This is a genomic window from Bradyrhizobium sp. B120 (assembly GCF_049075665.1).
GTDB lineage: Bacteria > Pseudomonadota > Alphaproteobacteria > Rhizobiales > Xanthobacteraceae > Bradyrhizobium.
On record NZ_CP185242.1, the window covers coordinates 5482162 to 5505476 of the forward strand.

22 protein-coding genes are annotated in these 23315 nt (G+C 64.2%); 11 read left to right on the forward strand and 11 right to left on the reverse strand.

Annotated features, from left to right (window positions below; translation table 11 throughout):
- Window positions 1-255: 255 nt before the first annotated feature.
- A complete protein-coding gene (locus ACOIX3_RS25420) occupies window positions 256-1017 on the forward strand; it encodes a proteasome-type protease (RefSeq protein WP_050406373.1) in 762 nt (253 codons plus the stop codon).
- Window positions 1018-1029: 12 nt separating this feature from the next.
- Window positions 1030-1791: an SDR family oxidoreductase gene (locus ACOIX3_RS25425; RefSeq protein ID WP_420964778.1), complete on the forward strand. Its 762-nt coding sequence runs from the start codon at window positions 1030-1032 to the stop codon at window positions 1789-1791.
- A 667-nt stretch (window positions 1792-2458) separates the two neighbouring features.
- On the opposite strand, the gene ACOIX3_RS25430 is transcribed toward ACOIX3_RS25425, so the two are convergent.
- Both ACOIX3_RS25430 and ACOIX3_RS25435 read right to left on the reverse strand, forming a co-directional pair.
- Window positions 2459-3298, reverse strand: coding sequence for a class I SAM-dependent methyltransferase (locus ACOIX3_RS25430; protein ID WP_420964779.1), 840 nt, complete (start codon window positions 3296-3298; stop codon window positions 2459-2461).
- 301 nt (window positions 3299-3599) lie between these two features.
- Entirely contained in the window at window positions 3600-4823 is a 1224-nt protein-coding gene (locus tag ACOIX3_RS25435; RefSeq protein ID WP_420964780.1) for an MFS transporter, read from the reverse strand.
- A 116-nt stretch (window positions 4824-4939) separates the two neighbouring features.
- On the opposite strand from ACOIX3_RS25435, the gene ACOIX3_RS25440 reads away from it, so the two are divergent.
- Window positions 4940-6196 (forward strand): NupC/NupG family nucleoside CNT transporter, encoded by a 1257-nt coding sequence (locus ACOIX3_RS25440; RefSeq protein ID WP_420964782.1) that lies wholly within the window; start codon window positions 4940-4942, stop codon window positions 6194-6196.
- A gap of 120 nt (window positions 6197-6316) precedes the next feature.
- Here the strand turns inward: ACOIX3_RS25440 and ACOIX3_RS25445 are convergent, their stop codons facing one another.
- Together ACOIX3_RS25445 and ACOIX3_RS25450 are read right to left on the reverse strand one after the other, a co-directional pair.
- Complete coding sequence (locus ACOIX3_RS25445) at window positions 6317-6907, reverse strand: cupin domain-containing protein (RefSeq protein WP_420964783.1); 591 nt, start codon at window positions 6905-6907, stop codon at window positions 6317-6319.
- A gap of 112 nt (window positions 6908-7019) precedes the next feature.
- Window positions 7020-7310 (reverse strand): usg protein, encoded by a 291-nt coding sequence (locus ACOIX3_RS25450; RefSeq protein ID WP_212309910.1) that lies wholly within the window; start codon window positions 7308-7310, stop codon window positions 7020-7022.
- A 390-nt stretch (window positions 7311-7700) separates the two neighbouring features.
- Here ACOIX3_RS25450 and ACOIX3_RS25455 point away from each other — a divergent pair, with 390 nt between their 5' ends.
- The 5 genes from ACOIX3_RS25455 (at window position 7701) to ACOIX3_RS25475 (ending at window position 10908) form a co-directional block, all read left to right on the forward strand.
- Window positions 7701-8015, forward strand: a complete 315-nt coding sequence (locus ACOIX3_RS25455) for a co-chaperone GroES (RefSeq protein ID WP_223976313.1) — start codon at window positions 7701-7703, stop codon at window positions 8013-8015.
- A gap of 43 nt (window positions 8016-8058) precedes the next feature.
- Entirely contained in the window at window positions 8059-9699 is a 1641-nt protein-coding gene (gene groL, locus ACOIX3_RS25460; protein ID WP_342728235.1) for a chaperonin GroEL, read from the forward strand.
- Window positions 9700-10087: 388 nt separating this feature from the next.
- Entirely contained in the window at window positions 10088-10237 is a 150-nt protein-coding gene (locus ACOIX3_RS25465; protein WP_420964784.1) for a hypothetical protein, read from the forward strand.
- Between the two features lie 217 nt (window positions 10238-10454).
- Window positions 10455-10670, forward strand: coding sequence for a hypothetical protein (locus ACOIX3_RS25470; RefSeq protein WP_076858594.1), 216 nt, complete (start codon window positions 10455-10457; stop codon window positions 10668-10670).
- Window positions 10671-10710: 40 nt separating this feature from the next.
- Window positions 10711-10908, forward strand: a complete 198-nt coding sequence (locus ACOIX3_RS25475; RefSeq protein ID WP_342728233.1) for a hypothetical protein — start codon at window positions 10711-10713, stop codon at window positions 10906-10908.
- Between the two features lie 17 nt (window positions 10909-10925).
- On the opposite strand, the gene ACOIX3_RS25480 is transcribed toward ACOIX3_RS25475, so the two are convergent.
- The 3 genes from ACOIX3_RS25480 to ACOIX3_RS25490 all read right to left on the reverse strand — a co-directional run bounded on the left by ACOIX3_RS25480 (window position 10926) and on the right by ACOIX3_RS25490 (window position 16272).
- Window positions 10926-12020 carry a Crp/Fnr family transcriptional regulator gene (locus ACOIX3_RS25480; RefSeq protein WP_420964785.1) on the reverse strand — a complete coding sequence of 365 codons (1095 nt, stop codon included), beginning with the start codon at window positions 12018-12020 and terminating at the stop codon, window positions 10926-10928.
- A complete protein-coding gene (locus tag ACOIX3_RS25485) occupies window positions 12017-15379 on the reverse strand; it encodes an adenylate/guanylate cyclase domain-containing protein (protein ID WP_420964786.1) in 3363 nt (1120 codons plus the stop codon). The genes ACOIX3_RS25480 and ACOIX3_RS25485 overlap by 4 nt, the downstream gene beginning before the upstream one ends.
- Window positions 15380-15564: 185 nt before the next feature.
- A complete protein-coding gene (locus ACOIX3_RS25490) occupies window positions 15565-16272 on the reverse strand; it encodes a DUF3313 domain-containing protein (RefSeq protein ID WP_420964787.1) in 708 nt (235 codons plus the stop codon).
- A 312-nt stretch (window positions 16273-16584) separates the two neighbouring features.
- Here ACOIX3_RS25490 and ACOIX3_RS25495 point away from each other — a divergent pair, with 312 nt between their 5' ends.
- Window positions 16585-17178: a TetR/AcrR family transcriptional regulator gene (locus ACOIX3_RS25495; RefSeq protein ID WP_420964788.1), complete on the forward strand. Its 594-nt coding sequence runs from the start codon at window positions 16585-16587 to the stop codon at window positions 17176-17178.
- 194 nt (window positions 17179-17372) lie between these two features.
- On the opposite strand, the gene ACOIX3_RS25500 is transcribed toward ACOIX3_RS25495, so the two are convergent.
- Window positions 17373-18212 carry a LysR family transcriptional regulator gene (locus tag ACOIX3_RS25500; RefSeq protein ID WP_420964789.1) on the reverse strand — a complete coding sequence of 280 codons (840 nt, stop codon included), beginning with the start codon at window positions 18210-18212 and terminating at the stop codon, window positions 17373-17375.
- A gap of 128 nt (window positions 18213-18340) precedes the next feature.
- Between ACOIX3_RS25500 and ACOIX3_RS25505 the strand changes: the two genes are divergently transcribed.
- Together ACOIX3_RS25505 and ACOIX3_RS25510 are read left to right on the forward strand one after the other, a co-directional pair.
- On the forward strand, window positions 18341-18934 hold the full coding sequence (locus ACOIX3_RS25505) for a cysteine hydrolase family protein (RefSeq protein ID WP_420964790.1): 594 nt from the start codon (window positions 18341-18343) through the stop codon (window positions 18932-18934).
- Window positions 18935-18944: 10 nt separating this feature from the next.
- Window positions 18945-19574 (forward strand): glutathione binding-like protein, encoded by a 630-nt coding sequence (locus ACOIX3_RS25510; protein WP_420964791.1) that lies wholly within the window; start codon window positions 18945-18947, stop codon window positions 19572-19574.
- A gap of 22 nt (window positions 19575-19596) precedes the next feature.
- Here the strand turns inward: ACOIX3_RS25510 and ACOIX3_RS25515 are convergent, their stop codons facing one another.
- From ACOIX3_RS25515 to adh, 3 genes are all read right to left on the reverse strand, one after another.
- Window positions 19597-21093: an AMP nucleosidase gene (locus ACOIX3_RS25515; RefSeq protein ID WP_420964792.1), complete on the reverse strand. Its 1497-nt coding sequence runs from the start codon at window positions 21091-21093 to the stop codon at window positions 19597-19599.
- Window positions 21094-21201: 108 nt separating this feature from the next.
- Window positions 21202-21552 carry a DUF779 domain-containing protein gene (locus ACOIX3_RS25520; protein WP_420964793.1) on the reverse strand — a complete coding sequence of 117 codons (351 nt, stop codon included), beginning with the start codon at window positions 21550-21552 and terminating at the stop codon, window positions 21202-21204.
- A gap of 87 nt (window positions 21553-21639) precedes the next feature.
- A complete protein-coding gene (gene adh, locus ACOIX3_RS25525) occupies window positions 21640-23157 on the reverse strand; it encodes an aldehyde dehydrogenase (protein ID WP_420964794.1) in 1518 nt (505 codons plus the stop codon).
- Between the last annotated feature and the right edge of the window lie 158 nt (window positions 23158-23315).

A 23315-nucleotide genomic window follows, 5' to 3' on the forward strand; every position in this document is an offset into this window, starting at 1 on the left:
TCGACCACAACGCCAGGTGCCCCGCAATGAGACGGGGCGCAGATCATTGCCGGCTGCGTGCAACGCAGAACGAGGCCGGGGCGCGGAGCGGGATTTTCAGTCGGCCAGCGGTGGAAACAAGTCCTGACACGGACCGCCGCCGGCCCCTCTTGACCGGCCATCGCATGTCCCGTCACGGGGAATTAGGGTTGGATGCGACCTCGAAATTGGCTACACGTTTGGCGCCGAGAAACTCGGACCGTTTGAGGGCTGCAAATGACCTATTGCTGCGGAATTCTGGTGCGCGACGGCCTCGTCATGATCGCCGATACCCGCACCAATGCCGGGCTCGACAACGTCTCGACCTTCCGCAAGCTGCACATCTTCGAAAAGCCCGGCGACCGCATCATGGCGATCGCCAGCGCCGGGAATCTCGCGATCAGCCAGTCGGTGCTGTCGACCCTGACCGAGGGCATGGAAGACCCGCACACCGGCGAGCTCGAAACGCTGATGAACGCGCCGACCATGTTCCAGGCAGCGCAGCGGATCGGTCGCGCGATCCGGTCGGTGCATGCGACCGAGGGCGATGCGCTGCGTTCAGAAGATATCTCCTTCGACGTCTCGTTCCTGTTCGGCGGCCAGATCAAGGGCTCGCGGATGCGCCTGTTCATGGTCTACACCGCCGGCAACTTCATCGAATGCACCACCGACACGCCCTACTTGCAGATCGGCGAGCACAAATACGGCAAGCCGGTGCTCGACCGCGCCATGCATTACGATGTCGAGCTCTATGAGGCGCTCAAGACCGGTCTGATCTCGATGGATTCGACGATGCGCTCCAATCTCGGCGTCGGCCTGCCGATCGACGTGCTGGTGGTGCGCACGGATGCCTGCGAGGCCGACCTCAATCACCGGATCGAGGCCGGCGAGCCCTATTTCCACGATCTGCGCTCGCGCTGGTCGGCGGCGCTGCGCGCGGCGCACCAGAACATTCCACGCCCACCCTACAAGAACGAAACCGAAGCAAAAACCAAGTAAGAGGAAACTCGGATGACCGAAGCAACCAGCAAGATCGCGCTCGTCACCGGCGCCGGCACCGGCGTCGGCCGCGCAGCATCGCTCGCTTTGATGGACAAGGGCTACACCGTGGTGCTGGTCGGGCGCCGCCTGGAGATGCTGGAAGAGACCAGCAAGCTCGGCCCCGCCGGCAAGAGCCTGTGCGTCACCGCCGACATGGCCAACCCGGCCGCGATCGCCGCGCTGTTCGACAAGGTGAAGGCAACCTACGGCCGGCTCGACGTTCTCTTCAACAATGCCGGCATGGGCGCGCCGCCAGTAAATTTCGAAGACTTGGCCCTCGAGCAGTGGCAGGCCGTGGTCAACACCAACCTCACCGCACCGTTCCTGTGCACCCAGCACGCCTTCCGCATCATGAAGGACCAGACACCGCGCGGCGGCCGCATCATCAACAACGGCTCGATCTCGGCGCACGCACCGCGGCCGTTCTCGGCGGCCTACACCTCGACCAAGCACGCCATCACCGGCCTCACCAAAGCGTCCAACCTCGACGGCCGCATGTATGACATCGCGGTCGGCCAGGTCGACATCGGCAACGCCGCGACCCCGATGACCGACCGCATGGTCAACGGCCCCGGCGTGCTGCAGCCGGACGGCACCACCAAGCACGAGCCGCGCATGGATGCGAAGGCAGTCGGCGACGCCGTCGCCTACATGGCCGGCCTGCCGCTCGACGCCAACGTGCTGTTCATGACGGTGATGGCGACCAAGATGCCGTTCGTGGGCCGGGGGTGACTCTCGCGCCCGGGCGCAGCGCGGCATGTAATGACGCGCTGCTGAACCGGGGCCCAGGCTCGATCCGTCGTAACCATGAGATGGGTCCCGGCTCTGCGGCGCACCGCTCCGCGCTGCACCGCATCCGGGACACGAGACCGCGCGGCGGGCTTGTCCCGGCCATGCCGTTGCAGGGGCGCACGGCCAAAATATCGAAAACAACCCCATGCAAAGTAGCCGGCAGCTACCGGCGTTCGACACGGCAACTTGACACGTCGGGCAAATCAGCGATATTTTTCCATTATTCCGAAATCATGCAGGCGCCCTCACCCCCGGGCTATCACATCTGTTGCAGCCGCAGCCAATTCCGTCATTGCGAGGAGCGTCAGCGACGAAGCAATCCATATCTCCGCATGCGGTGGGATAGATTGCTTCGCTTCGCTCGCAATGACGGGCGCGAAAAGCGCCCTACTCCAGCTTCTCGACATCCCGCAGCGTCGGGAACAGCTTCATCCAGGTATGTTCGGCAGCATGGGCTTGATGGCAATCCATTCATAAACGGCTAGTTCGTAGCGTATGATTCGAGCCCCCAGTTTTGGAGGCGCTTACCGAGTGGAAGCGGACATCAGCCAGCCGACCATCGAAGATGACCCAAAGCGGTCAGTAGTCGGAAATGGGATGGGACCTATTACTGTCGCGGCTTCACCCCACTTCCAAGAATGGCAGGCATGGGGACCTGGAAGCCGTCCCCCCTTCGGAATAGCTGATCCATTCCTTCAGCGACGGCGATGTTGATTGCCGAGAGAGCAGCGCTGTCTTGTGCAAGAAGCAGGGCCCTTATCCGTACTCCCCCCTGCAACGGCAGATTGATCAATCCGGTCGCAGTTTTCAGCAGTAGCGTCTGAACCACAGTAGTTGCGGCGACATTGGAGAAGTCCGCTTGCGCAAGCGCGGCCTTCATATCCTCCGGATCGCCGAACTGGAAAAAATCGGGCCCGTGCGGCAGGGAAACGTCAACACGCCCGTGAGCTTTCACCGTCCGCAAGAGGAGACCGAAGCCATTGGCTGGTGAGGGTCGTTCCCAAACGCTAATCGCCACGCGGCCTCCGGGACGAAGAACTCGACGCATTTCCGCCAAAGCGCGATCCGGCCCGGGCACATGGAGTATGCCGTAACCGCAAACGACGGCATCGAACGTATTATCGTGATATGGTAGATCTTGCGCGTCCCCTTGGCGACAATCCATCGTCGGAACGTTCCGACGGGCCGCGGCAACCATGGCCTCCGAGAAGTCGATAGCGGATACCTTCGCACCGCGCTCGCTAGCAGCCAGCGCGAGCACGCCGTGTCCCGTGCAGACATCGAGCACGTCGCAACCGCCAATGACCCCAGCTGCGTCGAGCGTGACATCAACCGTCTGCGCGGTCAGCGGACCAAAGACAGCTTCGTAACCTTCGGACACCGCGTTCCACCCGCGTCGTTCAAAGTCTCGAAAAGCGTCCGGTTGGTTCGACACCTGAATTGGCATATCCCACCCCCTATCGGGGTTTCATTGTCGCGTTCAGAAAGAGCAGCGGCAGTTGAAGATATTGCCCGGCGAAACGTAGCAAACAGAAGCTGGCCCTCACAAGGAACAAATGACCGCTTGGTGCCCATCGCGGCACATTGCACTGCCGCACGAACTCGGTTGCTATGGGTGCAAAGCGGACATAGCGTCCAGTCGCATCAAGCCGCCAGCTTTGTGGGTACACAGCCTAGTAGCGCTGTCCCGCACGATGAAGATTTGAACGGTTACTCCGTGCAGTTTATTGGCGCGATGCAAACGCGCCCTACTCCAGCTTCTCGACATCCCGCAGCGTCGGGAACAGCTTCATCCAGAGCAGCGCGATCGCGACCGTCGCGACGCCACCGAGCACGGCCGATGGCACGGTGCCGAGCAGCGCCGCGGTGACGCCGCTCTCGAACTGGCCGAGCTGGTTCGAGGCGTTGATGAACAGGAAGTTCACCGCGCCGACGCGGCCGCGCATTTCGTCGGGGGTGGCGAGCTGCACCAGCGAGAAGCGGATCACGACGCTGACCGTGTCCGCAGCGCCGAGCACCGCGAGCGCCAGCGCCGACAGCCACATCCATTGCGACAGCGCGAACACGACAGTCGCGACGCCGAACACGATCACCGCCTGGAACATGCGCATGCCGACGCGGCGGTTGATGGTGTGCCGCGCGAGCACCATCGTCATCAAGAGCGCGCCGACCGCGGGCGCGGCACGCAGGATGCCGAGCCCAAGCGGGCCGGTTTGCAGGATATCGCGCGCGTAGATCGGCAGCAGCGCGGTGACGCCGCCGAACAGCACCGCGAACAGATCGAGCGAGATGGTGCCGAGGATCGCCGGATTGCTGCGAACGAAGGTGACGCCGGCATACAAATCATCCGACACCTCGCCGTTCTTCGCCGCCGCCTGCTGCAACCGGCCGATGCCGCCGGTCAGCAGCGCGCCGAACAGCCAGAACACCATCATGATGCCGTAGGGCGCGCTCGGCATCAGCGCATAGGCGAAGCCGCCCAGCGCGGGTCCGGTGATGGTCGCGACCTGGGCGGCGCCGCTCGAGATCGCGGTCGCCCGCTGCAGCGCGCCTTGCGGCGCGATCAGCGGCAACAGCGCGGCGGTCGCCGGGCTCTCGAACGCGCCGGCTATACCGAGCACGAAGGTCGCAGCGAAGATCTGGATCTCGGAGATGGTGCCGGCGAATGTGCTTCCGGCGAGAAACAATGCGGTCAGCGCTTCCGCCACCTGGCAGGCCTGCACCACGCGCTTGCGCTCGAAGCGATCGGCGGCGTGACCGGCAACGAACACCAAAAGCGCCGTCGGCAGGAACTGCACCAGGCCGACCATGCCGAGGTCGAACGCGCTGCCGGTCAGATCATAGACCTGCCAGCCGATCGCGACCGCGCCAATCTGGCTGGAGAAGCGCGACAGGCTGCGCGACGACAAGAAGAACAGGAACGGTCTGTGGCCGAGCAGATCGCGGGCGCCGGCCGGCGTGGTGGAGGACATGCATGATTGCGTGGCTGAGCCCCTGCAACTTGTCAATGGATTCGGGATCAACGCGCAACAGCATTGCGCTGCGCGAGGCCCCTGCCCATAATCGCCCGAGGGTTCTTGGGGGCGTGATGCTGCAGTTGCAATCGGCGTTCGGCGTGGTGGCGTTGCTGGTGATCGCCTGGGCGTTGAGCGAGAATCGCTTGAAGGTGTCACTGCGGCAGGCGGCGATCGGGCTCGTCGTCACCGTCGTGACTGCGCTGGTGCTGATCAAGGTGCCGCTGGTGACGCAGGCCTTCGGCGCGATCAACGATGCCGTCGGCGCCATCGCGGCGGCGACGCGCGCCGGCACCGCCTTCGTGTTCGGCTATGTCGGCGGCGGCCCCGCGCCGTTCGATCCCAAGGCACCGGGTTCGGACTTCATCCTCGCCTTCCAGGCGCTGCCGATCGTGCTCGTGATGAGCGTGCTGACGACGTTGTTGTTCTATTGGCGCGTGCTGCCGCCGGTGGTGCGCGGCATGGCCTGGATCCTCGAGCGCACGCTCGGCGTCGGCGGCGCGGTCGGGCTCTCGACCGCCGCCAATATCTTCCTCGGCATGGTGGAGGCGCCGCTGTTCATCCGCCCCTATCTTGCACAGCTAACGCGTTCCGAATTGTTTCTGGTGATGACCGGCGGCATGGCCGGGATCGCCGGCACCGTGCTGGTGCTGTACGCGACGCTGCTCGCGCCGCTGATATCAGATGCGGCCGCGCATTTCGTCATCGCCTCGGTGCTCGGCGCGCCGGCCGCGATCCTGGTGAGCCTGATCATGGTGCCGGAAACATCCGACAAGCGCACCGGCGGGTCGCTCGATGATCCCGATGTTCAGGTGTCGTCGACGATGGACGCCATCGTGAAGGGCACCGCCGCCGGGCTCGAGCTGCTGATGAACATCATCGCGATGCTGCTGGTGCTGGTCGCGCTGGTGTATCTCGCGAACGCGATCATCGGCCTGCTGCCGGAAGTCGGCGGTGCGAAGATCTCGCTGCAACGGCTGCTCGGCTACGTGATGGCGCCGGTGTGCTGGCTGATGGGCCTGCCGTGGCCGCAGGCGATCACGGCGGGAAGCCTGATGGGCACCAAGACCGTGCTGAACGAGCTGATCGCCTATGTCGACCTCTCGAAGCTCGGGCCCGACGCGCTCGATCCGCGCTCGCGGCTGATCATGCTCTACGCGATGTGCGGTTTTGCCAACTTCGCGAGCCTCGGCATCATGATCGGCGGCCTCGGCATCATGGCGCCCGAGCGGCGCGACGAGATCAACGCGCTCGGGCTGAAGTCGGTCGTATCAGGGACGCTGACGACGTGCCTGATGGGGGCGATCGTGGGGATGCTGACAGCGCCGTAGCCCGGATGGAGCGAGTCCACCTCGTCATGCCCGGGCTTGACCCGGGCATCCATCGATCAACCACGACTCTTGCGAAGCTGGATGGATGGCCGGGTCAAGCCCGGCCATGACGGCCCGTGGCTACGCCTTCAACTCCACCGTCTTGAACTCGGCCGGCAGGATCACTTCCAGCAGTTCGACGTCGTCGGAGTAGTCCAGGATCATGTGCCGGATGCGCGGCGGCTGGGTCCAGGCGCTGCCTTCCCTCATCAGCGTCTCGCCTTCGCCTTCCATGTAGGTCTTCACCCAGCCCTTGAGCACATAGACCATCTGGAATTCGACGTCGTGGAAGTGCAGCTTCGACACCTCGTCCGGATTGCACGGTCCCTGCAGCCGGATGACGTGGGCCTGCGCGAGACCATGGGATGCTGCGGCAATGCCGAGATCGCGGTACTTGGCATAGGCGCGCAGCCCGTCGGCCTTGAAATCCTCTTCGCGGTGGTGGCTGATGGCGACGCGCTGCTTCGGCCGTGCCTTGCTTGCCGCCTTGGTCGCTGCTTTCGGCGCGCTCTTCTTGGCCGCGGTGACGCGACCCTTGGACTTGATGGTCTTGCGCGCGGACGATTTCGCGGACGATTTCACCGACGATTTTTTGGCGCCGGCGCCGAGCCCCGACCATTTCTTCTTCACCGCGGTCTTGGCTGCGGATCTCGATGCCGTCTTCTTGGCCATTGTTCGCCTCCCGTCTTTTTGTGACGGGCGAACGCTAACACAAGTCGCGCCGCGCGAGGTGGGCAAAGGCACATGCCGCGCCGCGCCCCCTTGCCCTGCCCCCTTCAACGGATCAATGCAGCCGGAACACGCCGTCGACGGCGCGCAGTTCGGCCGGCTTGACCAGCTTGGAATGCGCCACCGTCACCGAGAACAGCGGGCCCTCGAGCTTTTCCTCCCAGAAGGCGAGGAAATCGCGCAGCGCCGGAAATTTCGGAAACAGGTCGTAGTTCTGCCAGACATAGGTTTGCAGCAACGAGGGATGGTCCGGCATCCGATACAGGATTTGCGCCGTCGTCAGTCCATACCCCAGCAACTGCTTCCGGAAATCGTCGGAAACAACCCCACCAACTCGCGAGACCATGCCAACCTCCTGTGACGGAGCGCATTCACATGGCGGCCGACCCCCGCCGGACCACCGGCAATGGATGCGCTCACATGATACAAATGTGACGCACGCGACTAACCCATCTCAAGCCTAAATGTTTAATAGGTTGTTGAAATTTCTTGCGTTAGCAGCAGCTTACCGCATCTGCTAATAGCCCCGGCGCCCCCGGGGCCGGCATTAAGGATGCCGAAATGATCTCGAAATGATCCTGGCAGCCGTCATTCGCGAGTGCCAATTTTTCTGCTAGAGCCACTTGCCCGCCGCCTAGGCTTGGCCTATCTCCTGCGCAGTCGGCTTGGCACTCGCCGGGCTGGACTGCTAAAATTCCAAAAATCTACAGAATCCGCAAACGTTTAGGAGGACTGCATGAAATTCCGTCCGCTTCACGACCGCGTCGTGGTCAAGCGTATCGACGCCGAAGAGAAGTCTGCTGGCGGCATCATCATTCCGGACAGTGCCAAGGAAAAGCCCTCGCAGGGCGAAGTGACCGCCGTCGGCCCGGGCGGCCGCGACGAAGCTGGCAAGCTGATCCCGATCGACCTCAAGGTCGGCGACCGCGTCCTGTTCGGCAAGTGGTCCGGCACCGAGGTCAAGATCGACGGTGAAGATCTGCTGATCATGAAGGAAAGCGACATCATGGGCGTGCTCGACGTCCCCGCTTCCAAGAAGAAGGCGGCCTAAGCGCCTCTTCCCTCCCAGGTAAACCTCTCAAGGAAAAATTCAGATGGCAGCTAAAGAAGTCAAATTCTCCGTCGATGCGCGCGACAAGATGCTGCGCGGCGTCGACATCCTCGCCAATGCGGTGAAGGTTACTCTCGGCCCGAAGGGCCGCAACGTCGTGCTCGAGAAGTCGTTCGGCGCTCCCCGCATCACCAAGGACGGCGTCACCGTCGCCAAGGAGATCGAGCTCGAGGACAAGTTCGAGAACATGGGCGCCCAGATGGTGCGCGAAGTCGCCTCCAAGTCCGCTGACGCGGCCGGCGACGGCACCACCACCGCCACCGTGCTCGCCCAGGCGATCGTGCGTGAAGGCGCCAAGTCGGTTGCCGCCGGCATGAACCCGATGGATCTGAAGCGCGGTATCGACCTCGCGGTCGAAGCCGTCGTTGCGGACCTCCAGAAGAACTCGAAGAAGGTCACCTCGAACGAGGAGATCGCCCAGGTCGGCACCATTTCGGCCAACGGCGATGCCGAGATCGGCAAGTTCCTGGCCGACGCCATGAAGAAGGTCGGCAACGAGGGCGTGATCACGGTCGAGGAAGCCAAGTCGCTCGAGACCGAACTCGACGTCGTCGAGGGCATGCAGTTCGATCGCGGCTACATCTCGCCCTACTTCGTCACCAACGCCGACAAGATGCGCGTTGAGATGGACGACGCCTACATCCTCATCAACGAGAAGAAGCTCTCCTCGCTGAACGAGCTGCTGCCGCTGCTCGAGGCCGTGGTGCAGACCGGCAAGCCGCTGGTCATCGTCGCTGAAGACGTCGAAGGCGAAGCGCTTGCCACCCTCGTCGTCAACCGCCTGCGCGGCGGCCTGAAGGTCGCGGCCGTCAAGGCTCCGGGCTTCGGCGATCGCCGCAAGGCCATGCTGCAGGACATCGCGATCCTGACCGGCGGCCAGGCCATCTCGGAAGACCTCGGCATCAAGCTCGAGAACGTCACGCTGCAGATGCTCGGTCGCGCCAAGAAGGTGATGATCGACAAGGAAAACACCACGATCGTCAACGGCGCCGGCAAGAAGGCCGACATCGACGCTCGCGTTGCCCAGATCAAGGCGCAGATCGAGGAGACCACCTCGGACTACGACCGTGAGAAGCTGCAGGAGCGTCTCGCCAAGCTCGCAGGCGGCGTCGCGGTGATCCGCGTCGGCGGCGCGACCGAAGTCGAGGTGAAGGAGCGCAAGGATCGCGTTGATGACGCGATGCATGCGACCCGCGCGGCTGTCGAGGAAGGCATCGTCCCGGGCGGCGGCGTCGCCCTGCTCCGTGCTTCCGAGCAGCTCAAGGGCCTGCGCACCAAGAACGACGACCAGAAGACCGGCGTCGAGATCGTGCGCAAGGCGCTGTCGGCTCCGGCTCGCCAGATCGCGATCAACGCCGGTGAAGACGGTTCGGTCATCGTCGGCAAGATCCTGGAGAACAAGGCCTACAATTACGGCTTCGACTCCCAGACCGGCGACTATGCCGACCTCGTCAAGAAGGGCATCATCGACCCGACCAAGGTCGTCCGTACCGCGATCCAGAACGCTGCCTCGGTTGCCGCGCTGCTGATCACCACGGAAGCGATGGTTGCCGAGCTGCCGAAGAAGAACGCCGGCGGCCCCGCAATGCCTCCGGGCGGCGGCATGGGCGGCATGGACTTCTAAGTCCAGCCTCTCGGGCAATTCACGAAATGCAAAACCCCGGCAGCGATGCCGGGGTTTTTGTTTGGGCAGCTGACCGAGCACTTGTTGCAGCGCGCTCAATGTGGGTGATCTGCGCGACCTCGCGCCGGAGAAGGCACGCTGCTGCTCACGGCAGCATTCACTTATGCACAGCACTCCCCATAAACCCATGTTCGTTCGGGTTGACATTCTCAAAAAAATTATCGGCGAGAGTCGCAAACCGAACCGACAGTCTCGGCCTCGTCCCGCACAGTAAGCTCGGGACAGGATCGAAGTTCACTCAAAAATCTGAATCGAGCACGGAGCGTCTGCTCCCGTGACGCGGGCAAGCGTTGCGGAGAATGCTTGCGCTTGAGCGGGAGGCTGTGCGGTGAACGAAAGCCAAATGAAAGTCACCGTGAAGGGCACGCGTCTCTTCGAGATGCCGTCGTCGAGCCACCCGTTCGACCAGACGGGCGTGACGAAAGCCCGCGAACCAGCCAGGAAACGATTTGCCGAGGTGCTTCGCCAAGCCGCCTGAAAAAGCGGCGTTCAACTCACATCGAGGATTCGTTTGAGGAGGAATCTGGCCGGTTGGAAAAAGCCCAGTGACGAGCATGCAGCCCCCACTGCCCAATGCTCTGTCAACCGCCGCAGGTGCGAGATGCCCCCCAACTACCCCGCACCGACCTGAGGCCAATCCAACCGGCCGGAGCTTTTCTGCAAGAGCAAAAATACAATATGGGAGGGAGGCTCACATGGGCATGGTCATGGTCAAATGTCCGCAAACCGGGCACGCGATCTCCACCGGGATCAAAACCGATCGCGAGAGCTTTCGACGCAGTACGGTGTTCTTCTCGCGCACCCCTTGCCCATTTTGCCGCGCCGATCACGCCTGGTTTGCTGGGGACGCCTGGGTCGACGAGCCGAGCATCCGCGTGCGGCGACGCCGCAGCGCCGGTTCACCGGCCTGAAACCGGCCACCACTCTTGATGATCGCGATGGAGGGACACCATGGCGCATGCGCAGAACTCAACGGAAACGTCTGCCTGGCTGCTGCAGGCCAAGGACTTTCTCCATGAAGCACGACGGCTGAAGCCGGGCCCCGAGCGCAATGAATTGCGCGAGACGGCGCACGTGCTGCGCGAGATTGCGAAGCTCGAGGCGGCATCCTCCTCCGCGCGGAAGCGTGATCGGCGGCCAGCAAGCTGATCGCGCCGGGAACGCGCTCACACGGTGTCGTCCGCCTCGATTTCCGAGATGCGGAGATCGTCGGCCGGAGCCATTCCTCGAGCTCGAGCCTTGTCACCCGAGAAGATCTCCTCGGCCTCGAGACGCATGATGCGATGGCATTCGCACGCCGCCGCCAATAGCCGCGCCCGGTCGATCTCGATCTGGCCTCGTTGATCCGACCTGATCGCACCGCGCTTGCGCAGATTACCCATCAGCAAGGTTACTGTTGTTCGTCGTACGCCGAGGATTTGCGACAGCGCGTGCTGGGTCAGCGGGAGAACGTCGCTGTCGACGCGGTCGCGAAGCTGAAGCAGCCAGCGCGCCATCCGCGCCTCGACCGGGTGGAGCGCGTTGCAAGCGGAGCCAAGCTGAAACTGGATCAGCATCGCTCTGACGTGCTTCTGGATTGCCTGCCGAATCCCCGGACTGCGGCCGAAAGCGGCATGAAAGCGCGCCGCCGGGACCCGCGAGGCGGTACCAGCCGCACGAACGACGGCGGTAATGCCTGACGGCGAGGCTCCGAGAACCGAAAGACTGCCCACGGCTCCTTCGCATCCGACCACACCGGTAGCGACCGTCCGCCCATCCGCCATGTCGATCATCAACAAGATCGCGCCGCTGTGAGGAAAGAAGACGTAGTCGATCTCGTCACCGGCGCGCGCCAGGACTGCATCCTGTTCGAGCGCAATGGTCTCAAGTTCGGGTCTCAGGAGATCCAGATCCGCCTGCGACAATGTCGCGAGAAGGCGATTACGAGTTCCACCGGAAATGCTCACCTGCGGGAACGTCAAGGGTCGCACAGCATACTCACTCAAACACAGGATCAAAAACAAATTCCAAACGCTTGACCGCAAGGCGGAATTCTCTGCGGCAGCGTCCTTAAAGTTAGATGCAAATGCGCCGCCGGACGCAATAGCAAAATGCGCATCGTCGGCACCGTAGAACTTCGGGAGCCCAAGGACTTCGGGAACCCAACAGTTCCAGCTTCGCACCGCAAGCGCTGCGCGCGACATCCGAGCCTGCTCTTTCACCACCTGCGCGGGCGCAGGAAGACGGACGCGGTGCGGCCGCTCCGCTGCGGCAACGGTCAAGACGCGCGCGAGTGGCGGTCCGGCCACCGATGCGCCTGCGTGAGCAATTCCTGCGCGTCCTTAATCTCGGCGAGATCGAGCGCCGCATCGAAGCCGGCGAGCACCGGCGCCAACAATTGAGATACCTCCTCTGCCCGGCCGCTGCGGCCGTAAAGACGTGCAAGTCCAAGCGCGCTGCGCAGTTCGAAAGTCTTCGTCTGTTGCCTTCGCGCAATCTCGAGGGCGCGGTGGAAGGCATCCTCGGCGCCGGAAATGTCGGGGGTGTCGCGACGCGACCGCAGCTTGCCCAATACACGGTACAGCTCGGCATCCAGCCAGTGCTGCCCGGACTGCTCCGTCGCGTCGATCAGCTCGTTGATGATGTCGAGCCCCGCCTCGACATGCCCTGCGTCCGCGTTCGCCACCGCGATATGCAGTCCCCAGAAGGGATCACAGAGGTAGCAGTCGTTCTCGTGAAGCAATGTCCAGCCGCGCTGCATCTCCGCGAGACCTGCCTCGAGGTCGCCGGCACGCCACTTTGCCAGGCCATTGAGATAGGTGCCGGCGGCGACATACAGCGGCATCGCGTGATCCTGCGCCAGTCCGAGGGCAAGGATCGTCTCGGTCTGCCGCAACCGGCTGCCGCACAGCCCGTCGAAAACGGCCTTGTGAACCAGCGCATTGGCACGCGCGAGCGCGCGCTGTTCTCCGGAGACGCTCACCGCCGCGCCCGCGAGCTGCCGGGCTCGATCGATCTCGCCACGCGGCCAGAGCACGAGCGCCAGAAATCTCATGATGACGAACGGCAGATCGAGCGTCGACGCCTTGAACGTTGCCGGATCCGGCTCGGTCGCATAGGCAGCGAACGCCTTCTCGAGATGGATGCCCGCGCTCAGATAGTCGCCCGCAAACCAGCAGGTCACTCCGCTGGTCCAGCCCGCGACGATCGTCGCCACCGGCGATTCCGGATGCCGTTCCGCCGCGCCCATGATCGCCTCCGCCAACTCCCGCATCGGCGCGAGCTCACCGTGGGTCAAGCAGGCGTTGAAGAGGCCAGACTGGATCGGCGCCAGTTCGATTGGATCGTCAATGTCAGAGGCGAACCGCCGGGCGCGCGTCCAGGCGGCCACCGTCTCGGGGGCGCTGTGCCCAAGACTGCCCCGCAGCGCGCGACCGTAGGCGATTTGCAGATGGAGCCGGCCGATCATCCGACCCGGCTCGTCGGGCAGTTCATCGGCGATGGCGACCGCCTTGCCGAGATGTGCGATCGCCTCGCAATAGGCCGAGCGCTTCAGCGCCTGCTGACCGGCCTTGCGCCACCACGCCAGCGCGGTCTGGCCGAGCCCCGCCTCGGTGAAATGATACGCAACGACTTCCGGCTCGATCTCGGCGATCTCGGCAAACTTGGCGCGCAGCACATCGCCGATCTGCTTGTGGAGCAATTGCCGGCGGCTCTTGAGCAAGCTCTCGTAAGCCGCTTCCTGGACCAATGCGTGCCTGAAGCTGTAGCTTGCATCCGGCGGCGTGCCCCGACGCAACAGCAACTCCGCCTCCTCGAGCTGGGCGAGCGCCGCGGCAAGCGTCAGATCATCGCGACCGGCCACGCTGCGTAGCAGCGCGTATGAGAACTCACGGCCGATCGCTGCGCCGATCTGCGCCACCTCCTTGACCGGCGCCAGGCGGTCGAGTCGGGCCATCAACGAGTCCTGCAGCGTCGCCGGGATCGCCAGCGGCGGCAGTGGATTGTCGAGGCGGTAGCGTCCGGCATTCTCGACGAGCAGCCCCGACTCCATGACCATCTTGGTCAGCTCCTCGACGAACAGTGGGACACCATCCGTCCGCTCGATGATCTGTGTCATCATCTCGCCGGGCAGCAACCGGCCGACGGTCACCTGCTCGATCAGGGCGCGGGTGTCCTGCCGGTCGAGCCGATCCAGCCGCAGCAGGCTGACATTGGCGAGCCCCGCCCACGGCGGTTCGAACTCGGGCCTGAACGTCATCAGCATAAGGATCGGCAGTCCCCTGATCCGGTCGACCGCGAGGTCGAGCAATTCGAGCGACGTGGCATCGGCCCAATGCATGTCTTCGCAGACGACAAGCACCGGCTGCTGCCGGGCAAGGCCCTCGAGCTGGTCGAGCAGCGCTGCGAATGTCTGGCGCCGCTGCTGCGCCGGGCTCAGGCCGAGCGGCGGATAGCGGTCACCGGTCGGGATCGACAGCAGCGCCGCGATCAGCGGCGTCACGCTGGGCACATGCTGCGTCCCGAGCGCCAGCATGGCCTCGAGCTTGTCCAGCTTCTGCTCCGGCACATCTTCCAGGCGGATGCCGGCGGCACGCTCGAGCTGGGCGACGAAGGGATGCAGCGCGCTGTTGGTATGATAGGGCGAGCATTGATAGCGCACCCGGCGGTACGTCGCGGGCACGAGGCTGTCGGAGAGCATCGCCACGATGCGGGATTTGCCGATACCCGCTTCGCCCGATATCAGCACCGCCTGGCCCTGGCCCTGCCACGCCAGTTGCTGGCGCGACAATGCAAATTCGATCTCCGCCTTGCGGCCGACAAAGCCGATCGAGCGCGCGGTCCGCACGGCCTCGAAACGGCTTTCCGATGCCGGCTCGCCTTCGACAGCCCACACCGCGATCGGCTCGGAGATACCCTTGACCTCGCGGCGACCGAGGTTGCGAAGCGTGAACAGATTGCCGAGCAGCCGGCGTGTCGAGGAGGCCACGACGACCACGCCCGGCTCCGCCAGGCTCTGCAGCCGCGCGGCGATGTTCGGCGCATCGCCGACCAGCGCCTGCTCCTCCGATGCACCGCCGGAGACGAGGTCGCCGACCACGACGAGCCCGCTCGCAATCGCGATCCGCACCGCGGCCCCCTCGTCCGCGCGGGTCTCGAGCTTGCCGATCGCGGCGATGACGTCGAGGCCGGCGCGCACTGCGCGCTCCGCATCGTCTTCATGCGCACGTGGGTAGCCGAAATATGCGAGGATCCCGTCGCCGATAAATCTGGCAACGACGCCATCATATGTCGCGATTACCCGCGCACAGGCTGCGCGATAGGCGCGGATCACCTCCCACATGTCCTCGGGATCGAGACGCGCCGACAAGGCCGTCGAGCCGACCAGGTCGCAGAACATCACGGTGAGATGGCGTCGCTCGGCATCGTGCGATGGAACCGGCGCAGCGATCAGTTCGGCTTGATTGAAATCGGCGATGGCACGCAGCATCTTGCGGCGATGGCCGAGCAGGACCCCGAGCCTGTCGAAGTCTTCATCCGTCAATTCGGGAAGAACACCAACATCGATGCCGTTCTCGGCAAAACGCAGCGCGTATTGCCCAAGCCCCAGCTTGTCGAGCCATTCCGCAATCTGCTGCATTGGCTTCACCGACGGGTTGACGGCTGGCCGAATGGACCACGGCGAACAGACGTTATCGCAATCTGTCTGTGCTGGCACCTTCTGTTTTGCGGCAAGTCCGCGCAGAGCAGGACACGCGAATTGTGCCACGGCGGTGCCCCGTTACAGCCGTATGCACGCGAACATTCGTACGCGTGCCGGCCGCCTCACTCCACCTTCGCCGCAACCGGCCCCTTGTCGGTCCAGTCCGGCGGCACGCCGGCGCTGTCGCCGACCATGCCGACGAGGCCCGGCGCGCGTCCGAACGCTTCGCAGGCGGGAAATTTCGGCGCGCCGCCGAGCAGGAAGCCGAGCCGCTGCATCGAGGGCATCGACGGCACGCCGCCGAACGGGGTTACGCCGGTGACCAGCATCTGGCTGAAATCGCCGCCGAACGATGCCGCGAGGCCGTACGCATCCCCCTCCTCCGACATCCGCCCGTTGTCGAAGGCATTGGCCGCACGGCCCCAGACCATCGCCGCCCTTTGCTGCCCGGCCGGATCGCGCGCCTCGGCTTCGAGCGACAGGCTGCCAAGCCCCACCGGAATGCGCGGAACGGGCACGGGAACGCCGGGCAACAGAATCGTTTTCGCCACCGACACTCCCTTGGAGACGCCGACCGCCGTCGGATCGGTCGGCACCGCATGCGTGATGACAGCGTGAACGGTCAGGTCGGCGGGCTCTGACGCAACCACGTAGAAGCGTTCGCTCAGGCCCGCACACAATGCACGGTCGGCCGCGTTGGTGACCAGCCTGCGCTGTGCGGCCGTGAAGGGCACTGACGTTCCGTCAGAGAACACGGTGGGCACAATCCTGATCGTCTTCGCCGCCAGCACCTCTTGCTTGCTCACCCGCAGCTTCGAACGGGTCAACATCCCGTCCGATTGCTCCATATTGTCGTAGGAGCGGAGTGAGCCGGCCTGATCCAGCGTCGCCGTCGCGCAGCCCGAGACCAAAAGACCGAGCAGGTTCGCCGCCGCAAAGCCGCGGAAGAGCGCCCCCCGCCCGCTTGAGAATCCATTTGCCTCCGGAAGCCATTTGATCCAACTCAGGCGTAAGCAGGTTGTCATTGGGGCACCGGCGACTTACACTAGGTGTAAATATTACACTTGGTGTAAATTTCGTGTTGGGCGGTTTTAAGGCGTGACCGCCGGCTCCTGATTTCATCCTGATGAGAGAAGCGGCTGATGCCCGACCCCCTCTCGAAACCGGAAGGCCTGCGCGAGCGCAATCGTCGGCAGACGCTTCAGCACATCGCCGAGGTCGGCATCGAGTTGTTTCTTGCCAAGGGCTACGACGCAACGACGCTGGACGAGATCGCGGCCGCGGCCGGCATCTCGCGCCGAACCTTCTTCTACTATTTCAAGAGCAAGGACGACATCCTGCTCGCGCATCTCGCCGGCTATGATGACGAGCTCAGGGCGTCAGTCCTGGGACACGCCGCTGCCGGTTCGCCGATCGACGTGGTCCGCGAAGCGCTGCTCGACGTCGCTGCCCGCTTCGAGACCTCTCGACTCATGGCGATCATTCGCCTGATCCGGCAGAGCGAGGCTTTGAGCGCCAGCAGGCACGGCAATAATCTGCGGCGCGAACAGGTGGTTTTCGAGGCACTCTGCGAGATATGGCCAGACAAGGAACGCCGCGAGCCGCTTCGTCTCGTCGCGATGGTCTCGATCGGAACGCTTCGTCTCGCCGTCGATAAATGGATCGAGCAGGGCCGCAAGCGCAAGCTCACGACATACGTCCAGGATGCCTTCGCGAAGCTGAAGGCCGAGATCTGAGCCCTCTCTCCCAGTCATTCCGGGGCTCGCGAAGCGAGAGCCCGGAATCCATAACCACAAATTTCAATTGGATATCCCCGGAAAGACATCCACCCACCCGGGATCATTTCGACAGTCGTGGTTATGGATTCCGGGCTCGCGACTTCGTCGCGCCCCGGAATGACGGAGGATAGGCCCGTCGCCCTGTCCCCACCTCATCCGCTGCGCGCGGCATCCTGGAAGCAGGCGCGCAGCCAGTCGATGGTGACGCGCGTTGCCGCATCGCGCTTGAGGTGGCTTTGCACCAGAAGCCAGACGTCGCGCCGCTTCGGCAGCAGCGTGGCGCGCAGACGGCGATCGGTCAGCAGGTCGACGCAACTGTGCTCCGGCAGCACACCGACTGCTTGATGCGACTGGATCAGCTTATGGATGATGCGGACATTGTCGGTGACGCAGCGCGCACGAAGCCGCTTTCCGCGCAGGAACTGCATTTCCGGAATCGCTCCGAGCTCATCGGGATAGGCGCATGTCACTGCTTCGCCCGCCGCCGTCGCGACCGGCTCGAAGAAATACAGCCTGACCTCGGCGAGCTTCGAGATCGCAAAATCGCCCTTGTCGGGCTTGCGCAGGCGGATCGCGAGATCGGCTTCCCAGCGTGAAAACTTGACGTTGTCGCTCGACGTCAGGAATTGCAGCGTCAGGCCCGGATTGGCGCGCAGCAATGCGCTGGTGCGCGGCGCCAGCACTTCCTCCGCGATCGCATTGGTGGAGGCGATGCGCAGCCGGCCGACCGGGCCGGGCAGGCTTTCGCCGATCCGGCCGATCTCCTCGGCATGCGCGGCCATCGCCTGGATGTGCGCGAGCACCACGTCGCACTGCCGGGTCGGCTTGCGGACGCCGTCGGCAGCCTCGAACAGCCGCAGCCCGAGCGCACGCTCGATCCGCGCCAGCCTGCGGCCGACGGTGGTTTCGTCGATCCGCAGCCGTGCGCTGGCGCCGGCATAGGTGCCCTCGTCCCTGACGGCCGCGATGATGCGAAGGTCGTCCCAGTTCATGGCGTCAGGCTACATCGCCTCCGGCTCGCCTGCAATAACGCAGCCACCGGCTGCAATATCCCTGCATAACGGCAGGCCGGTCCGCGGCTATATTTTCGCAAGACACATCCTCCGGAGTTCTCAGGACCATGACCGCAGCCAAAACGCTGATGCAGCTTGCCGGTATCGACCTCACCCCGCCCCGCCTCGGCGATGCCTGCCTGGTGTTGATCGATATCCAGAACGAATATCTCGCAGGTCCCCTGGCGCTGCCCGACGCCAGTCCCGCGATCGCGCGCGCCACCGCGTTGCTCGCCCGCGCGCGGGAGAGCGGCGCTGCGATCATCCACATCGCGCATAAGGGCGCGCCGGGAAGCCTATTCGATCGCAGCGCGGAGCGTGGCGCGATCGTCGCGCCGCTTAAGCCGCGCCCCGGCGAGATCGTGATCGAGAAGCAATTGCCGAACGCATTCGCCGGCACTGAGCTCAACGCGCAGCTCGCCGCGACCGGCCGCAAGGAGCTCGTGCTCGCCGGCTTCATGACCCATATGTGCGTGAGCTCGACCGCCCGCGCGGCGCTCGATCTCGGCTTCCGCACCACCATCGATGCCGACAGCTGCGCCACCCGCGACCTGCCGGACGGTGTCGGCGGCACGATCGCGGCAAAACTCATTCACGACGTCGCCCTCGCCGAATTGTCCGACCGCTTCGCGATCATCGCCCGCGGCAACGCCCTCGCCTGAGATCACGATCATGCTCCAGCTCTATTTCTGGCCGATGGCCTGCTCGCTCGCCAGCCGGATCGCGCTGATGGAGGCCGGCATCGACGCGCGCTATCACATGGTGCATCTCTGGACCAAGAAGGTGCTGGAGGACGACGGTGACTTCCGCGCCGTCGCGCCGAAGGGCGCAGTGCCGGTGCTGGTGCTCGAAAACGGCGAGCGGCTGACGGAGAGCGCGGCGGTGCTGCAATATATCGCGGACCTCAAGCCCGAGCTCGGCCTCGCGCCACCGCCAGGCCATCCGGACCGCTACCGCCTGCAGGAATGGCTGAGCTTCATCGGCACCGAGATCCACAAGGGATTTTTGTTTCCGACCTTCTGGTACAAGGACGACGCATCGCTCGCCAAGCCGCGTGCCAGGATCGGACAGACCTTGTCGGTGCCATCGGCGCATCTTGCCGACCGCGAATTTCTGGTCGGTAACCGCTTCACTGTAGCCGACGCGCATCTCGCCTGGGCACTGCTGTTGCTTCGCGCCGCCGATGTCGATGTGGCGCAATGGCCGCCGCTGGCCGCCTATCTCGGACGCATCCAGGCGCGGCCGCAGGTCAAGGCCGCGATCGGCACCGAGATGCAACTATGGAAGAGCGTCGCTGCGTGATCGCCGCGCATGCCGGGCGGCATTACTGGAACGCGACCTCGGCGAAGCTGCGCAGCTTGCGCGAATGCAGGCGCTCGGATTCCTGCTGCTTGAGCCGCTCCAGCGCCTTCAGCCCGATCTGAAGATGCTGGCCGACGCGCTGGCGATAGAATTCGCTCGCCATGCCCGCCAGCTTGATCTCGCCGTGCAGCGGCTTGTCGGAGACGCACAGCAGCGTGCCGTAGGGCACGCGGAAGCGATAGCCGTTGGCGGCGATCGTCGCCGATTCCATGTCGAGCGCGATGGAGCGCGATTGCGACATCCGCCGGATCACCTGCGGCCCGCTGATTTCCCAATTGCGGTTGTCGACGCTCGCGACCGTGCCGGTGCGCATCAAGCGCTTGAGCTCGAAGCCGGATAGCCCGGTCACCTCGCCGACCGCCTCCTCCAGCGCGACCTGCATCTCGGCGAGCGCCGGGATCGGCACCCAGAGCGGCAGCTCGTGATCGAGCACGTGATCCTCGCGGACATAGCCATGGGCCAGCACGTAGTCGCCGAGCCGCTGCGTGTTGCGTAAGCCGGCGCAATGCCCGATCATCAGCCAGGCATGCGGCCGCAGCACCGCGACGTGATCGGTGATGTTGCGCGCGTTCGATGGACCGATCCCGATATTGATCAGGGTGATGCCGCGATAGCCGGGCTCGACGAGATGAAACGCCGGCATCTGCGGAACGCGATCCGAGGCCGTCCCGACAGTGCCGCCGCCCGCCAGCGCGTTGTGGGTGATCACATTGCCGGGCGCGACGAACGCCTCCAGGCCTTCCTCGCCCGCGGCGAGACGCTGCAGGCTCGATTGCGCAAAGGCGTCGACATAGAACTGGTAGTTGGTGAAGATCACGAAATTCTGGAAGTGCTCGGGATCGGTGCCGGTGTAGTGATAGAGCCGGCGCAGCGAGTAATCGACCCGCGCGGCACGGAACAAGGCCAGCGGCTCTGGCGTGCCCGGTGTCAGTTCAAACGTCCCGTCCGCGATCGCATCGTCCATCGCCGCAAGATCGGGCGTATCGAACACGTCGCGCAGCGATCGTGTGAAGGCCGAACTGTCGGCGATGGTCAGCGCCGCCTCGATATTGATGTCGCGCCGGTAGGCAAAATGGATCGGAATCGGCTCGCTGGACTCGCCGACCTCGACTGCCACGCCATGGTTCTTGATCAGGAGCCCGATCTGCTCGGTGAGGTAGGTCCGGAAAATGTCCGGCCGGGTGATGCTGGTCTCGTGGACACCGGGTCCCGCGACAAAACCGTAGGCGAGACGGGAATCGAGCCGGGCGTGCGATGAGGTCGTGATGCGGACGAACGGGTAATGCGCCCGCACCCGCGTCGTGCACGGCACCCCGTTGACATAGGCCTCGAAGCGACTGCGCAGGAAGCCGGTGTTGCGCTCGTAGATCTCCTCGAGACGGGCAACGGCGGCCGCGGCATCGACGAACGCTTCGGTCGTGATCGGCGGCGGGGTTTCGATAGGAGGCGTGGGAGACATATTCGCTTTGCACCCGATCCGTTGCCGAGTTGGGACTCGCCCTGGATCAGCACAGTATAGCGACAATGGCCTCCAGTTCCAGATCGACGCCGGTCGCGCCAGGCCGCCCTATTCCGGCGCGCGCGGCGGCAGCGCGCAGATTTCGGACCGGGTCAGGAACCGGCGTTCGCGCCCATTGTCGAGCGAGAACATGCCGCCGCGGCCGGGAACGACGTCGATGATCAGATCGGTGTGCTTCCAAACGTCGTATTGTGCGCCGCTGATGTAGAACGGCGCCCCGCCGATCTCGCCGAGCTTGACGTCATGATCGCCGATCAGGAAGTCGCCTTGCGGATAGCACATCGGCGACGAACCGTCGCAGCAGCCGCCGGACTGGTGAAACAGCACCGGCCCATGATCGGCGATGATCTCGGCAATCAGCTCCAGCGCAGCCGGCGTCGCGGTCACCTTGTCAGCCATCTCGGCCTCCGTGATGGAGGCTCCGGCGGGACACCCCGCCGAAGCCTGTCGCCTTCATCCCCCTGAACGCGGGGGGCGGCCGGGATATCAGAAGAAGCCGAGCTTCTTCGGGCTGTAGCTCACCAGCATGTTCTTGGTCTGCTGGTAGTGGTCGAGCATCATCTTGTGGTTCTCGCGGCCGACACCGGACTGCTTGTAGCCGCCGAACGCCGCATGCGCCGGATAGGCGTGGTAGCAATTGGTCCAGACCCGGCCGGCCTGGATGGCGCGGCCGAACCGGTAGCAGCGATTGACGTCGCGGCTCCAGATGCCGGCACCGAGGCCGTAGAGCGTGTCGTTGGCGATCGAGAGCGCGTCCTCGTCGTTCTTGAAGGTGGTCACGGACACCACGGGCCCGAAGATCTCCTCCTGGAAGATGCGCATCTTGTTGTGGCCCTTGAACACGGTCGGCTTGACATAGTAGCCGCCCGAGAGCCCACCGCCGAGATTGTTGCGCTCGCCGCCGGTCAGCACCTCGGCACCTTCCTTCCTGCCGATGTCGATGTAGGAGAGGATCTTCTCGAGCTGCTCGGAGGACGCCTGCGCGCCGATCATCGTGGTCGGATCGAGCGGGCTGCCTTGCGTGATCGCTTCGACGCGCTTCAGCGCGCGCTGCATGAAGCGGTCATAGATCGATTCGTGGATCAGCGCCCGGCTCGGGCAGGTGCAGACCTCGCCCTGATTGAGCGCGAACATCACGAAGCCTTCGATCGCCTTGTCGAAGAAATCGTCGTCTTCCTCCAGAACATCCTTGAAGAAGATGTTGGGCGATTTGCCGCCGAGTTCGAGCGTCACCGGGATCAGATTCTGCGAGGCATACTGCATGATCAGCCGGCCGGTCGTGGTCTCGCCGGTGAAGGCGATCTTGGCGATCCGGTTCGACGAGGCCAAGGGCTTGCCGGCCTCGAGACCGAAACCGTTGACGACGTTCAGCACGCCCTTTGGCAGCAGGTCGCCGATCAGCTCGAGCAACACCATGATCGAGGCCGGGGTCTGCTCGGCCGGCTTGAGGACGACGCAGTTGCCGGCGGCGAGCGCCGGTGCAAGCTTCCACACCGCCATCAGGATCGGGAAATTCCAGGGAATGATCTGGCCGACCACGCCGAGCGGCTCGTGGAAGTGATAGGCGATCGTGTCATGGTCGATCTCCGAGATCGAACCCTCTTGTCCGCGGATTGCGCTGGCGAAGTAACGGAAGTGATCGATCGCCAGCGGCATGTCGGCGGCCATCGTCTCGCGGATCGGCTTGCCGTTGTCCCAGGTCTCGGCAGTGGCAAGCTTTTCGAGATTGGCCTCCATCCGGTCGGCGATCCTGTTGAGGATCAACGAGCGCTCGGCGACACTGGTCTTGCCCCAGGCGTCCTTGGCTGCGTGCGCTGCATCGAGCGCCGCCTCGATATCCGACGCGTCGGAGCGCGGGATCTCGCAGACCGGAAGGCCGGTCACCGGCGAGATGTTCTCAAAATACTTTCCGGAATGGGGCTCACGCCATTCGCCGCCGATGAAATTGCCGTAGCGCTTGGCGAACGGCGCCTTGAGCACGGACTGCATGTCAACCTTGTTCATGTGTTCCTCCGTTGGCACGCCGATGCACACGGCGTTGGCCGGGACGCTCGGTCAAATCAGGCGGACAGAACAGGGGCCCGCCCCAAGGGCCGCAGGGGAACTGTCGCAAATCTGAGACAGAGTGCGCCGCAAATTGGCACAGGCGCGCCAGCGCTGCG

Coding starts and splice junctions, on each gene's coding strand:
- ACOIX3_RS25455 (WP_223976313.1), top strand. CDS start 7,701: ATGAAATTCCGTCCGCTTCACGACCGCGTCGTGGTCAAGCGTATCGAC.
- ACOIX3_RS25470 (WP_076858594.1), top strand. CDS start 10,455: ATGGGCATGGTCATGGTCAAATGTCCGCAAACCGGGCACGCGATCTCC.
- adh (WP_420964794.1), bottom strand. CDS start 23,157: ATGAACAAGGTTGACATGCAGTCCGTGCTCAAGGCGCCGTTCGCCAAG.
- ACOIX3_RS25445 (WP_420964783.1), bottom strand. CDS start 6,907: ATGGCCAAGAAGACGGCATCGAGATCCGCAGCCAAGACCGCGGTGAAG.
- ACOIX3_RS25495 (WP_420964788.1), top strand. CDS start 16,585: ATGCCCGACCCCCTCTCGAAACCGGAAGGCCTGCGCGAGCGCAATCGT.
- ACOIX3_RS25435 (WP_420964780.1), bottom strand. CDS start 4,823: ATGTCCTCCACCACGCCGGCCGGCGCCCGCGATCTGCTCGGCCACAGA.
- ACOIX3_RS25505 (WP_420964790.1), top strand. CDS start 18,341: ATGACCGCAGCCAAAACGCTGATGCAGCTTGCCGGTATCGACCTCACC.
- ACOIX3_RS25420 (WP_050406373.1), top strand. CDS start 256: ATGACCTATTGCTGCGGAATTCTGGTGCGCGACGGCCTCGTCATGATC.
- ACOIX3_RS25425 (WP_420964778.1), top strand. CDS start 1,030: ATGACCGAAGCAACCAGCAAGATCGCGCTCGTCACCGGCGCCGGCACC.
- ACOIX3_RS25500 (WP_420964789.1), bottom strand. CDS start 18,212: ATGAACTGGGACGACCTTCGCATCATCGCGGCCGTCAGGGACGAGGGC.
- groL (WP_342728235.1), top strand. CDS start 8,059: ATGGCAGCTAAAGAAGTCAAATTCTCCGTCGATGCGCGCGACAAGATG.
- ACOIX3_RS25520 (WP_420964793.1), bottom strand. CDS start 21,552: ATGGCTGACAAGGTGACCGCGACGCCGGCTGCGCTGGAGCTGATTGCC.
- ACOIX3_RS25490 (WP_420964787.1), bottom strand. CDS start 16,272: ATGTTGACCCGTTCGAAGCTGCGGGTGAGCAAGCAAGAGGTGCTGGCG.
- ACOIX3_RS25440 (WP_420964782.1), top strand. CDS start 4,940: ATGCTGCAGTTGCAATCGGCGTTCGGCGTGGTGGCGTTGCTGGTGATC.
- ACOIX3_RS25515 (WP_420964792.1), bottom strand. CDS start 21,093: ATGTCTCCCACGCCTCCTATCGAAACCCCGCCGCCGATCACGACCGAA.
- ACOIX3_RS25485 (WP_420964786.1), bottom strand. CDS start 15,379: ATGCAGCAGATTGCGGAATGGCTCGACAAGCTGGGGCTTGGGCAATAC.
- ACOIX3_RS25430 (WP_420964779.1), bottom strand. CDS start 3,298: ATGCCAATTCAGGTGTCGAACCAACCGGACGCTTTTCGAGACTTTGAA.
- ACOIX3_RS25510 (WP_420964791.1), top strand. CDS start 18,945: ATGCTCCAGCTCTATTTCTGGCCGATGGCCTGCTCGCTCGCCAGCCGG.
- ACOIX3_RS25450 (WP_212309910.1), bottom strand. CDS start 7,310: ATGGTCTCGCGAGTTGGTGGGGTTGTTTCCGACGATTTCCGGAAGCAG.
- ACOIX3_RS25475 (WP_342728233.1), top strand. CDS start 10,711: ATGGCGCATGCGCAGAACTCAACGGAAACGTCTGCCTGGCTGCTGCAG.